Raw genomic sequence first — 12,635 nt, 5'->3', positions numbered from 1 at the left:
TTCACCCGCGAAGTGCCTTTCTCCAAGAGCAACAGGACCGTCGACAAGTCCCAGTTTCCCTTGCAGACAAGGCACTTTCGCATCACCACACCCCGTGTCGCCCCACCAGGTGTGAAAGACCGAGGTTAACGTGATCAACGCTGACTTCACCTCGTGCAGGGACGAGGTGAAGTCCACGTTCGTGAGGTGAAGAGCTCCTAGGCGTCGCCGTCGAACAGGGTCGGGCGACCCGCCGGGTCGGTCGGGGCGGGAGGCGTGACGCCCATGTGGTGCCAGGCCGCCGGCGTCGCGACCCTGCCGCGCGGCGTGCGGGCGAGCAGGCCGAGGCGCACGAGGAACGGCTCGGCGACCGTCTCCACCGTCTCCGGTTCCTCACCGACGGCCACGGCCAGCGTGGTGAGGCCGACGGGTCCGCCGCCGAACTTGGAGAGCAGCGCGTCGAGCACCGAACGGTCGAGCCGGTCGAGGCCGTCCTCGTCGACGTCGTAGACACGCAGCGCCGCGCGGGCCACGTCGACCGTGACGACACCGTCGGACCTGACCTCGGCGAAGTCGCGCACGCGCCGCAGCAGCCGGTTGGCGATCCGCGGCGTGCCCCGGGACCGGCTCGCGATCTCGGCGATGCCGTCGGGTGTGCCAGAGACGTCGAGCAGCCGGGCCGACCGCGCGAGGATCCGTTCGAGCTCGGCGGTGTCGTAGAAGTCCATGTAGCCGGTGAACCCGAACCTGTCGCGCAACGGACCGGGCAGCAGCCCCGCGCGGGTCGTCGCGCCGACGAGCGTGAACCTCGGCAGCTCGATCGGGATCGCCGTCGCGCCAGGGCCCTTGCCGACGACGACGTCGACCCGGTAGTCCTCCATCGCCAGGTAGAGGGTCTCCTCGGCGGGGCGCGCCAGCCGGTGGATCTCGTCGATGAACAGCACCTCGCCCTCGGTGAGGGTCGACAGGATCGACGCGAGGTCGCCCGCGTGCTGGATCGCCGGTCCGCTGGTGACGCGCAGCGGGGTGTTCATCTCGCTCGCGATGATCATCGCGAGCGTGGTCTTGCCGAGGCCCGGCGGGCCACCCAGCAGGACGTGGTCGGGCACGGTGCCGCGGGCCAGCGCCGCCTCGAGCACGAGGGAGAGCTGCTCGCGCACCCGCTCCTGCCCGACGAGCTCGGACAGCGACCTGGGGCGCAGCGTCGCCTCGAGCGCGCGCTCCCCCGGCTCCGCCTCCGACGCGACGAGGCTGCCCTCGTCGTGCGCCCCGCCCGTCATACGCGACCTTCGCTCGCCGTCACCCGCAACCGCCTCCTCCGCTCGCTGTCATCCGCGACCGCCTCCTATCTCCGGCTCAACGACTTCAGCGCGGACTTCAGCAGCACCGCGACGTTCGGCTCGCCGCCCGCGGCGAGGGTCTCCTCGGCCTCGGGCGCGACCGCACCGAGCGCGTCGTCGACGTCACGCTGCCCCCAGCCGAGCCCGGTTAGGCCCGACGCCACCTGCTCGCGCCACTGGCCCGCCGCCGTCGCCGGACGCGCCGCGCCGTTCTGGCCGACCGTGGCCCCCAGCCGGTCACGGAGCTCCAGCACGATGCGCTGAGCGCCCTTGCGCCCGATGCCCGGCACCCGGGTCAGCGCGGTGATGTCCTCCGCGGCGACCGCGCGCCTGAGGTCGTCGGGGGCGTACACGGCGAGCATCGCCTGGGCGACCCGCGGACCGACGCCGCTGACCGTCTGCAGGATCTCGAACACCACGCGCTCGTCCTCGTCGGCGAAGCCGTAGAGGGTCAGGGAGTCCTCGCGGACTATCAGCGCCGTCGCCAGCCTGGCCGGCTCGGTGAGGCGCAGGCCGGCGAGGGTGCCCGGCGTGCACTGGACGGTGAGGCCGACGCCGCCGACCTCGACCACGGCGGAGTCCGGCGCGAGGGCGGCCACCCGCCCCGACACGAACGCGATCACGATGCTCTCCCCACCGCGGCCTTGCGGGCGGCGGCGACCCGCGCCTGACCCGCTCCCCGCCAGAGATGACAGATGGCGAGCGCGGCGGCGTCGGACGCGTCCGCCGGCGCCGGCGCCTCGGCCAGCGACAGCAGCCGCGCGACCATGAGGCCCACCTGCGCCTTGTCGGCCCGGCCGCTGCCGGTGATCGACGCCTTCACCTCACTCGGGGTGTGGAACGCGACCGGCAGCCCGCGCCGCGCCGCGCCGAGCACGGCAACCGCACCCGCCTGGGCGGTGCCCATGACGGTGCGGACGTTGTGCTGGCTGAACACGCGCTCCACCGCGACCGCACCCGGCTGCCACCGGTCGAGCCACTCCTCGACCACGGCCTCGATCGCCACCAGCCGCTCGCCGAGCTCGTGACCGGCAGGCGTACGGACGACGCCGACCTCGCAGAGCACCGGCTTGCGTCCGGGAGCGCCGTCGACGACGGCGAGCCCGCACCGGGTCAGCCCAGGATCGACCCCGAGCACACGCAACACGCTGACACCCTCTCGCCCGAACAGATGTTCGGCACGAACGTACCGACCCGGGACGGCGCGGGCCAGCCGACCCGCCGACGTCTCGCGGCGTGACGCGTCAGCCGACCTTCTCCATGACCTCGTCGGACACGTCGAAGTTGGCGTAGACGTTCTGGACGTCGTCGCTGTCCTCGAGGGCCTCGATGAGCCGGAAGACCTGCTTGGCGTTGGACTCGTCGAGCGGGACGGTGACGCTCGGGACGAAGCTCGCCTCGGCCGACTCGTAGTCGATGCCGGCCTCCTGCAGCGCGGTGCGCACGCCGACCACCTCGCCCGCCTCCGAGACCACCTCGAACGCCTCGTCGAGGTCGTTGACCTCCTCCGCGCCGGCGTCGAGGACGGCGTCGAGGATCTCGTCCTCGGACAGATCGCCGGACTTCGGCACGACCACGACGCCCTTGCGGCTGAACATGTACGCGACGGAGCCCGGGTCACCCATCGAGCCGCCGTTGCGGGTGACCGCCGTACGCACGTCGGACGCCGCGCGGTTGCGGTTGTCGGTCAGGCACTCGATGAGCACGGCGACACCGCCGGGCGCGTAGCCCTCGTACATGATCGTCTCGTACTGGGCGCCTCCGGCCTCGAGCCCGGCGCCGCGCTTGATCGCCCGGTCGATGTTGTCGTTGGGCACCGAGCTCTTCTTGGCCTTCTGCACGGCGTCGTAGAGGGTCGGGTTACCGGAGAGGTCGGCGCCACCCAGCCGCGCGGCGACCTCGACGTTCTTGGTGAGCTTCGCGAAGAGCTTGCCGCGCCGCGCGTCGACGACGGCCTTCTTGTGCTTCGTGGTAGCCCACTTGGAGTGACCTGACACTCATTCCTCCTCGGTCGCCCGACCCTCGTCGGCGTGGTGCGTGTCGTCGGACTCCGGAGTGGCGTGACGCCGCCTGCGCGGTGCCCACTCCACCCCGCGTTCGCCGCTGTCGGGCGAATCGTCCGGCGGTGGTGCCGCACGCCTCCCCCGCGGCCTGGGGTCGAAGTCCCACGTCGGCCGCGGGAGCGCCTCCTCCGGGAGCACGGGCTCCGGCACCACGGACTCCGGCTCTCCGGACTCCGGCTCCTGGGGAGCGGGCACCCGGTGCCGGCGTGCGCGAAGCGCCTGCTCACCGGCCTGCGCTCCACCGTCAGCGTACGGCGCCGGCTCAGGGGTCGGGGTCGGGGTGCCGGCCTGCCGCCCGTCCGGCACCGGGGCGTCGTCGCCGAGCGCCGGCACCGAGCGTCCCGCCGGGCCGTACTCGGTCGCCATCCGGTCCTGAGCCGACCGGACGCCGGATGGATGCGGCGGCTGCTGCTGCTGCCCGGCCGAAGAGGGATCCTGGCCCTGCGGTCCACCCGGCCACGGTGCCGGCTGCCGTGCCTGCTGGTGCGGGGACGGCGGCCACTGCTGCGCCGGCGGCCCCCACGGTCGAGCCGGTGACGCCGGCGCCGGTGAGCCGGGCTGCCACGGCGGCACCGGCAACCCGGAGGTCACCCCTGGCCGGGGGCCGGGGACGAAGGCAGGCACCGCCCAGGCCTCGCCGGACGTCGCCGGCGCGCCCGTCGTTCGCGTGAACGCCTCGGGCGACGTCGCCGTCGCCAGCAGCCCGACGACCGCGGGCACCGCGGCGAACTCGTAGCCGACGTCGAGCACCGCGAGCACGACGGCCCCCGCGACGATCACGCCTCCGGTCGCCAGCGCAGCGGGTCGCGCGGGCCGCGCCCCGCGCGAGACCCACCAGGCCAGCGCGCAGACCACGACGCCGAGTCCGACCTCCGCGACGGCCCACCAGATCGGGTACCACCTGGGCGGGGTGAGCAGGCGCAGCGCCGCGCTCGCGACGAGCACGAGCGCGGTCGCGTACCAGTGCGCGGCCAGCCGTGCCGACTGCCCCATGTTCTCCGTCCTCCCGCGTTCGCCGACCACTCAGCCTAGAGCAGGTTCCGCCGCCGTTTCAGGAGGTGGCGGTGCGTCGTCGATCTCGAAGAACTCCGGCATCGCGGCGTTGCCCGCGAGACGCAGCCACCGCACCAGCCGCTTGCGGCGCACCCTGCGCGCCGTGGCCACGGCGTCGTTGTGGAACGTCCTGGCCATGATGACCTTGCGGATCGCCGCATCCATGTCGTCGAGCAGGTCGACGCCATGCCGGCCGGTCCGCGCGATGTCGCTGCGCAGGGCCGGCTGTCCGAGCACCGCACGCAGCGCGCCGGACAGCGCGCTCTCGGCCAGCTCCCTGTCCGTGTCGTCGACCGCGCGTGCCCGGTGCGCGGCGTCGGCGAGCAGCATGCTCGCCGCGGGGTCGAGCAGGCCGGACGACGCCAGCTCCAGGGCCACGGCCGACCGCCGGACGAGCTGGGCGTCGAGCGCCGCCCTCGCGGTCTCGACGAGGTGGTGCAGCCGGTCGAGCCGGCTGGCGATCCACGTCGCCCAGAACGCGGCGGAGACCAGCACGACCGCGGCCACGAGCAGCCAGACGAGTGCGTTCATGGCAGGTGCCGATCCGCGCGCGCCTCGACGACGCGCGCGCCCTGGGTGACGGTCTCGTACACGCGGACGACGTCCTCGGCGACCGTGCCCCAGTCGTACGCGCGCACCGCCTCGAGCGCGGCGGCGCCCAGCCGGCTCCGGCGCTCGGGGTCGTCCAGGAGCGCCGCCGCCTCGTCGGCGAGCGCCGCGGCGTCGCCGACCGGGAACAACGCCCCTGCCGTGCCTGGGCCCAGTACCTGCTGGAACGAGTCGAGGTCACTGGCGAGGATCGTGGCGCCGGCGGCCATCGCCTCCGCGAGGACGATGCCGAAGCTCTCCCCGCCGGTGTTCGGCGCGACGAACACGTCGACCGAGTGGAGCATGCGCACCTTGTCGACCTCGGCGACCTTGCCGAGCACGGTGACCCGCGGGTGCAGGGCCGCCGGCAGCGCGTCGTACACGTCGTCCGGGTCACCTGGTCCCGCGATCAGCAGCCGGAGTCCCGGCCGGCGCTCGGCGAGACAGGCGAATGCCTCGACGAGGATGTCGAGACCCTTGCGCGGCTCGTCCATCCGGCCGAGGAACCCGAGCGCGCCGCCGTCGCCCGGCCAGCCGTCGAGGCGTTCCTGCGCCCGGTAGCGGCGGGTCAGCACGCCGTTGGGGATCAGGACGGCGCTACCGCCCAGGTGCTCCACGAACGTCTTGCGCGCCGCCTCGGACACCGCGATGCGAGCACTGATCCGCTCCATCGCCGTCTGCACCAGCGGGTACGCGGCGGTCAGCAGCATCGAGCGCGGGTTGGACGTGTGCGACGTCGCGACGATCGGCCCGTCCGCGGCCCAGCAGGCGAGCAGGGACAGGCTCGGCGCGACGGGCTCGTGGACGTGCAGCACGTCGAAGTGCCCCTCGCGCAACCAGCGCCGCAGCCGGGCGACCGAGCGGAAGCCGAACGCGAGTCGCGCGACGGAGCCGTTGTACGGCACCGGCACCGCGCGCCCGCCGGGCACGACATGGGACGGCAGGTCGGTGTCGTCGTCGGCCGGGGTGATCACCGAGACGTCGTGCCCGAGCTCGAGCAGGGCCACCGACAGGTCGTGCACGTGTGTCTGCACGCCGCCGGGCACCTCCCAGGTGTACGGGCAGACGAGGCCGATCCGCATCAGGCCTCCGTCCGGGCCGCGGCCTCGCGCCTGTCGTCCCCCCTGTCGGCGAGCCACATGCGCTGCAGCATGTGCCAGTCCTGCGGATGCGCGCGCACCCCGTCCTCGAAGACGCGCCCCACCGCCCGCGTCATCTCGGCCACCCGCTCCCTCTCGGTCCCGTGCGCCGGCACCTCGACGGCGTCGTGGACGCGCACCCGCGCCAGGTCGTCGTACCACAGGGTGATGGGGAACAGGGGTACGCCGGCACGGACGGCCACGGTGGCGGCACCGACAGGCATGCGGACCGGCGAGCCGAAGAACTCCACGGGCACGCCGCCGCGCCCGAAGTCACGGTCGGCGACGAGTGCCACCAGCCGGTGCGCACCGGCGCGCTCGACGAGCGTCGACATCAGTCCCGGGTCGCCGAGCCCGACCACCTCGATGCCGATGCGCTCCCGGAACGCGACGAAGCGGTCGTACAGCTCCCGCGGCCGCAGCGGCTCGGCGACGGCGGTCACGGGCACGCCGTTGGCGGCGGCCCAGGCGCCGGCGAGGTCCCAGTTGCCCATGTGAGGCAGGGCGACGACGGCGCCGCGCGCGCGGACGGCCGCGGTGACCTTCCCCCACGCGTCGACCGTCGCCCTCGAGCGGATCTCGTCGTGGCTCCAGGAGGGCAGGCGGAACGCCTCGAGCCAGTACCTCGCGTAGGAGCGCATCGCGGCGCGGCCGAGCGCCCGCACCCGCGGCGAGTCGGGCTCCGCCGCGAGGACGCGCGCGAGGTTGCGCTCGAGCTGCCGCACGCCGCGCCCACGACGACGCCAGGTCTCGTCGGCCAGGCCGCGGAACGCGACGCGCGCCACCGGCTCGGGCAGGCCGCGGACGAGCCGCCATCCGCTGAGGTACCCGGCGACGGAGACCCGCTCCGCGAACGCGCTCATCGTGCCTCCACCGCGCCCGCCTCCTCACTCGCCTACGGCAGGTGCCGCGGACGCGCAGTCGACGGTGCGGTGACCGTCGCGACCCCTACCTCCGGCTCGCTCCTCGGCTCCTGCGCTCATCAGGCGGGATCTCGCTGGTCGGCGACGGCCTGCCTGCGGACCTCGGCGATCCGCTGCCCGACGGTGATCGCGGTCGCGACCGCCAGCAGCCAGAGCGCGATCTCGACCGCGAACGGCACGCCGAACCCGCTGATGCCCGCGCCCACGAGGATCACGATGATCCGGACGGCGCGTTCGGCGATGCCGACGTCGCACGTCATGCCGAGGCCCTCGGCGCGCGCCTTGATGTAGGAGGTGAGGAACGAGGTGCCGAGGCAGAACAGGCACAGGGCGGCGTAGAGCGGCCGGTCCGCCCCGGCGACGAACCACCAGAGCAGGCCGCCGAAGATGGCGACGTCGCCCACGCGGTCGAGGGTGGAGTCGAGGAACGCACCCCACCTCGACGAGCCGCCGCGCGCGCGGGCGACCGCCCCGTCGAGCATGTCGAAGACGACGAACACGGTGACGACGACGGCGCCCCAGAACAGCTCACCCCGCGGGAAGAACCACAGCGCGGCGGCTGCCACGCCCACGGTGCCGACGATCGTCACGAGGTCGGCGGTGACGCCGATCCTGACGAGCCCGCGGGCGAGCGGGGTGATGGCCTTGGCCAGGCCCGGACGGAGACCGGAGAGCAGCATCGCGCCGATCGTAGCCCGCGACGGCCGTTCTCCCCGGGAGGACCTCTTGTGCACCGGCGCGCATGGGTGAAGGGTGGACCGATCAGGTGCCGGCGACGGCACCGTATGGGGGCACGTTCCGCGAGCGCAAGGAGGCGCAACCATGGCGGAGAAGCAGAGCGGTGGGCCTGGGGCCGCCGGCAGGGCACCGACGGCCGACCAGCCGTCCTCGATACGCAACGTGGTGATGGTCGGCCACTCAGGGGCAGGCAAGACGACGCTCACCGAGGCACTTCTCGTCGCGACCGGCGCGGTCACGCGCCCGGGCACCGTCGAGGAGGGCACCACGGTCACCGACTACGACGAGGTGGAGCTCAGGCAGCAACGCACGATCGGGCTCGCGGTCGTTCCCCTCTCGTGGAACGGCATCAAGGTCAACATCCTCGACGCTCCCGGCTACGCCGACTTCGTCGGCGACCTGCGCGCGGGCCTGCGCGCGGCCGACGCCGCGCTGTTCGTGGTCTCGGCCACCGACGGCATCGACGGCACGACGCGGATGATCTGGGACGAGTGCGCCCAGGTGGGCGTGCCGCGCGCCGTCGTGATCACCAAGCTCGACAAGGACCGCGCCAGCTTCGAGGACGCGCTCACCTCCTGCCAGGAGTCGTTCGGCGACAACGTCCTCCCCCTCTACCTCCCGCTGTACGGCGACGACGGCACGTCCGCGGAGGGCCTCATCGGGCTCATCTCCCAGCAGGTGTTCGACTACTCCTCGGGCGACCGCACCGTCCGCGACGCCGAGGCCGCTCAGCTCGAACGCATCGAGGAGCCGCGCGGCGCCCTGCTCGAAGGCATCATCGCCGAGAGCGAGGACGAGAGCCTCATGGAGCGCTACCTCGAGGGCGAGGACATCGAGTCCAAGGTCATCATCGACGACCTTGAGACCGCCGTCGCGCGTGGCACCTTCTTCCCCGTGCTCGCCGTGGCGTCCCCGACCGGGCTCGGCACCCACGAGGTCCTGGAGATCATCACCGCGGGCTTCCCTTCCCCGCTCGAGCATGCGGTGCCCCCGGTCACGACCCCCGACGGCTCGCCCACCGAGCCGCTCACCTGCGACCCGTCGGGCCCGCTCGTCGCCGAGGTCGTGAAGACCACGTCCGACCCGTACGTCGGCAGGATCAGCCTCGTCCGGGTGTTCTCCGGCACCTTGCACCCCGACGCGACGCTGCACGTCTCGGGTCACGGTCTCGCCGACCGCGGTCACGAGGACCACGACGTCGACGAGCGGATCGGCGCGCTCTCCGTCCCGTTCGGCAAGCAGGTCACACCCGCGGCCCAGGTCATCGCCGGTGACATCTGCGCGATCGCCAAGCTCGGCAGTGCCGAGACCTGCGACACGCTGTCGGACAAGAGCAACCCGCTGCTGATGCGCCCGTGGGAGCTGCCCGACCCGCTGCTGCCCGTCGCGATCCAGGCGAAGTCCAAGGCCGACGAGGACAAGCTGTCGCAGGCGCTCGGCCGGGTGGAGGCGGAGGACCCGACCCTGCGGGTCGAGCACAACGCCGAGACCCGGCAGCTCGTCCTGTGGTGCATGGGCGAGGCCCACTGCGACGTCGTGTTCGACCGGCTGGCGACGCGCTACGGCGTCGAGATCGAGAAGGTCGAGCTGCGCGTCCCGCTGCGCGAGACGTTCGGCGGGGCGGCGAAGGCCCGCGGCCGCCACGTCAAGCAGAGCGGCGGGCACGGCCAGTACGCCATCTGCGACATCGAGGTCGAGCCGCTGCCGACCGGAGGCGGATTCGAGTTCGTCGACAAGGTGTTCGGTGGCTCCGTCCCGCGGCAGTTCATCCCGTCGGTCGAGAAGGGCGTCCGCGCCCAGATGGAGAAGGGCATCAGTGCCGGCTTCCCCGTCATCGACATCAAGGTGACCCTGGTCGACGGCAAGGCGCACTCGGTCGACTCGTCCGACATGGCGTTCCAGACGGCCGGCTCGATCGCGCTCCGCGAGGCCGCGGACGCTGGGCAGGTGCTCCTCCTCGAGCCCGTCGACGAGGTCGCCGTGCTCGTCGACGACGACTACGTCGGCACCGTCATGGGCGACCTGTCCACGAGACGCGGCCGGGTCGTCGGCACCGAGCCGGTCGGGCTGGGCCGCACCCTGGTGCGGGCCGAGATCCCGCAGATCGAGATCACCAGGTACGCGATCGACCTCCGGTCGATGTCGCACGGCACGGGCTCGTTCAGTCGCACGTACCTCCGGCACGAGTCGATGCCGAGCCATGTCGCGGAGAAGGTGGCGGCGGCGAACGCGCAGGACGCCTAACGGCGTGTGTTGTCGGTGGCAGGCGTCGCCTGCCACCGACAACTCACATCTCGCCGGTCTGCAGGAACTTTCTCAGGCGGTTCCATTTCCTGGGCTCGACCTTGACGCTGCCGAGCACGACCGTGCCGCGCACGCGGATCACCGGTGCGTCGGGCGACGACGGCGGTGGCAGCTTGTTCTTGCGCTCGCCCAGTACGTTGTTGCCCGCCTCGAGCTGCACGTTGACACCCTCGGGGACGGTGAGGGTGACCTCGCCGAGGAACGCGTCGGCGTAGATCTCGACCTCACCGTGCGGCACGATCGCCTCGGTGAAGTCGATCTTGACCTCGCCCAGCACCGCGCGTACGTGCATGCTCGGCGGCACGACGAACCGCCCGCCGAGCTTCTCGCTGCCGAGGATGGTGCTGATCTCCTTCGGCGCCTCACGGGCGTCGGCGGGCGGCGGGGCCGCGGCACCCGCGGCCGCGGTCGACGACGTCGGCAGGTCGCGGGTGATCGGCTCGAGGTCGCCGTAGGTGCGCGCCCGGAAGGTGAGGTCGAGGCGCTCCTCGAGTTCGGCGAGCGTCAGCCGGCCGTCGCCCGCGGCGTCGCGGAGCACCTCGGCCACGCGGTCACGGTCCTGGTCGGACGCCCGCAGCTCACGACGCGCGGGCAGGTCGGGCGTGGACATGAGCCCGAGTCTAGGGGTGCTCAGTCGGTGGTGTCCCAGGCGTCCGCGAGCAGTGAGCGCGTGTCACCCAGCAGCTGCGGCAGCACCTTGGTGCGCCCGACCACCGGCATGAAGTTGGTGTCGCCGCCCCATCGCGGCACGACATGCTGGTGCAGGTGCGCCGCGATGCCGGCGCCCGCGACGCCGCCCTGGTTCATGCCGATGTTGAAGCCGTGGGCTCCGGACACCGCGCGCAGCACGGTCATGGCCCGCTTCGTCAGCGCCGCCACCTCCGCGGTCTCCGCGTCGTCGAGGTCGGGGTAGTCGGCGACGTGGCGGTACGGGCACACCATCAGGTGCCCGGGGGCGTACGGGTAGAGGTTGAGCACGACGTACGCCGACGCACCCCGCGCGACGACGAGGCCGTCGGCATCGGGGACACCCGGGATGCGGCAGAACGGGCAGCCGTCGTCGGGCTCGGGTCCCGACGGCTTGCCCTCGCCCTTGATGTACGCCATGCGGTGCGGCGTCCAGAGGCGCTCCCAGTCGTCCGGGCAGCCGACCCCGTCCTGCTCCTGTGGGTCGGCTGTCTCGGCGTCGCCCTGGTGCGCTTCTGTCATACCTGGGTGCGCTCCTCGACCGCGCGCAGGATCTTCTCGACGGCCGTGTCGACGGGCACGAAGTTGTCCTGCTCGCCGCTGCGGTAGCGGAACGACACCGACTTCTTCGCGGCGTCCTCGTCGCCCGCGATGAGCATGAACGGGACCTTCTGCCGCTGCGCGTTGCGGATCTTCTTCTGCATGCGGTCGTCGGACTCGTCGACCTCGACCCGCAGGCCGTGCCCGCGCAGCTGCTGAGCCACCTCGCGCAGGTACGGCACGTGCGCGTCGGACACCGGGATGCCGACGGCCTGCACCGGCGCGAGCCAGGGCGGGAAGGCGCCGGCGTAGTGCTCGGTCAGCACGCCGACGAAGCGTTCGATCGAGCCGAACAGCGCACGGTGGATCATGACCGGCTGCTGCCGGCTGCCGTCGGCCGCCTGGTACTCCAGCTCGAACAGCTTCGGCATCTGGAAGTCGAGCTGGACGGTCGACATCTGCCAGCTCCGGCCGATGGCGTCCTTGACCTGCACCGAGATCTTCGGGCCGTAGTACGCCGCGCCGCCGGGGTCGGGGACGAGGTCGAGGCCGGACTCCTCCGCCGCCCGCGCCAGCGCGGCGGTGGCCTCGGCCCACTCCGCCGGCTCCCCCACGAACTTGTCGGAGTCGTCGCGGGTGGAGAGCTCGAGGTAGAAGTCGTCGAGCCCGTAGTCGCGGAGCAGGTCGAGGACGAAGCTGAGCAGCGCCTTGATCTCGCCGCCCATCTGCTCCTTGGTGACGTAGATGTGCGCGTCGTCCATCGTCAGCCCGCGGACCCGGGTGAGCCCGTGCACGACGCCGGACTTCTCGTACCGGTAGACGGTGCCGAACTCGAACAGCCGCAGCGGCAGCTCCCGGTACGACCGCCCGCGCGACCTGAAGATCAGGTTGTGCATCGGGCAGTTCATCGCCTTGAGGTAGTACTTCGCCCCCTCCAGCTCCATCGGCGGGAACATCCCGTCGGCGAAGGACTTCAGGTGACCCGAGATCTCGAAGAGCTTCGACTTGGTGATGTGCGGGGTGTTGACGAACTCGTAGCCGGCCTCCTCGTGGCGCCGGCGCGAGTAGTTCTCCAGCTCGCGGCGCAGGATGCCGCCCTTGGGGTGGAACACCGCGAGACCCGAGCCGATCTCGTCGGGGAAGCTGAACAGGTCGAGCTCCGCGCCGAGCCTGCGGTGGTCGCGCCGCTCGGCCTCGGCCAGCCGGTCGGTGTGGGCCTTGAGCGCGTCCTTGCTCTCCCAGGCGGTGCCGTAGATGCGCTGCAACTGCGGGTTCTTCTCG

The 12,635-nt window shown here is 72.4% G+C and carries 13 protein-coding genes; 1 reads left to right on the top strand and 12 read right to left on the bottom strand.

What is annotated here, in order from left to right; genetic code table 11:
• Positions 1 to 197: 197 nt before the first annotated feature.
• From ruvB to GEV10_29780, 9 genes are all read right to left on the bottom strand, one after another.
• A complete protein-coding gene (gene ruvB, locus GEV10_29820; protein MQA82610.1) occupies positions 198 to 1,259 on the bottom strand; it encodes a Holliday junction branch migration DNA helicase RuvB in 1,062 nt (353 codons plus the stop codon).
• 65 nt (positions 1,260 to 1,324) lie between these two features.
• Entirely contained in the window at positions 1,325 to 1,942 is a 618-nt protein-coding gene (gene ruvA / locus GEV10_29815; protein ID MQA82609.1) for a Holliday junction branch migration protein RuvA, read from the bottom strand.
• Entirely contained in the window at positions 1,939 to 2,463 is a 525-nt protein-coding gene (gene ruvC, locus GEV10_29810) for a crossover junction endodeoxyribonuclease RuvC (GenBank protein MQA82608.1), read from the bottom strand. The genes ruvA and ruvC overlap by 4 nt, the downstream gene beginning before the upstream one ends.
• A 100-nt stretch (positions 2,464 to 2,563) precedes the next feature.
• Positions 2,564 to 3,316 carry a YebC/PmpR family DNA-binding transcriptional regulator gene (locus GEV10_29805; GenBank protein ID MQA82607.1) on the bottom strand — a complete coding sequence of 251 codons (753 nt, stop codon included), beginning with the start codon at positions 3,314 to 3,316 and terminating at the stop codon, positions 2,564 to 2,566.
• Positions 3,317 to 4,375 carry a hypothetical protein gene (locus GEV10_29800; GenBank protein MQA82606.1) on the bottom strand — a complete coding sequence of 353 codons (1,059 nt, stop codon included), beginning with the start codon at positions 4,373 to 4,375 and terminating at the stop codon, positions 3,317 to 3,319. It lies immediately after the preceding gene.
• Between the two features lie 30 nt (positions 4,376 to 4,405).
• Complete coding sequence (locus GEV10_29795; protein ID MQA82605.1) at positions 4,406 to 4,966, bottom strand: hypothetical protein; 561 nt, start codon at positions 4,964 to 4,966, stop codon at positions 4,406 to 4,408.
• Positions 4,963 to 6,105: a glycosyltransferase gene (locus GEV10_29790; protein MQA82604.1), complete on the bottom strand. Its 1,143-nt coding sequence runs from the start codon at positions 6,103 to 6,105 to the stop codon at positions 4,963 to 4,965. The genes GEV10_29795 and GEV10_29790 overlap by 4 nt, the downstream gene beginning before the upstream one ends.
• Complete coding sequence (locus GEV10_29785) at positions 6,105 to 7,025, bottom strand: phosphatidylinositol mannoside acyltransferase (protein ID MQA82603.1); 921 nt, start codon at positions 7,023 to 7,025, stop codon at positions 6,105 to 6,107. The genes GEV10_29790 and GEV10_29785 overlap by 1 nt, the downstream gene beginning before the upstream one ends.
• A 119-nt stretch (positions 7,026 to 7,144) precedes the next feature.
• Entirely contained in the window at positions 7,145 to 7,762 is a 618-nt protein-coding gene (locus GEV10_29780) for a CDP-alcohol phosphatidyltransferase family protein (protein ID MQA82602.1), read from the bottom strand.
• A gap of 145 nt (positions 7,763 to 7,907) precedes the next feature.
• On the opposite strand from GEV10_29780, the gene GEV10_29775 reads away from it, so the two are divergent.
• On the top strand, positions 7,908 to 10,067 hold the full coding sequence (locus GEV10_29775; GenBank protein ID MQA82601.1) for an elongation factor G-like protein EF-G2: 2,160 nt from the start codon (positions 7,908 to 7,910) through the stop codon (positions 10,065 to 10,067).
• 43 nt (positions 10,068 to 10,110) lie between these two features.
• Here the strand turns inward: GEV10_29775 and GEV10_29770 are convergent, their stop codons facing one another.
• The 3 genes from GEV10_29770 to GEV10_29760 all read right to left on the bottom strand — a co-directional run.
• A complete protein-coding gene (locus tag GEV10_29770; GenBank protein ID MQA82600.1) occupies positions 10,111 to 10,737 on the bottom strand; it encodes a DUF1707 domain-containing protein in 627 nt (208 codons plus the stop codon).
• 20 nt (positions 10,738 to 10,757) lie between these two features.
• A complete protein-coding gene (locus GEV10_29765) occupies positions 10,758 to 11,336 on the bottom strand; it encodes an HIT domain-containing protein (GenBank protein MQA82599.1) in 579 nt (192 codons plus the stop codon).
• Positions 11,333 to 12,635 (bottom strand): threonine--tRNA ligase (locus tag GEV10_29760; protein ID MQA82598.1); only part of this gene is annotated, 1,303 nt, incomplete at its 5' end. The genes GEV10_29765 and GEV10_29760, both read right to left, overlap by 4 nt.

It is taken from the genome of Streptosporangiales bacterium (genome assembly GCA_009379955.1).
Classification (GTDB): Bacteria; Actinomycetota; Actinomycetes; order Streptosporangiales; family WHST01; genus WHST01.
This window is presented reverse-complemented; position numbering and strand designations above follow the sequence as displayed.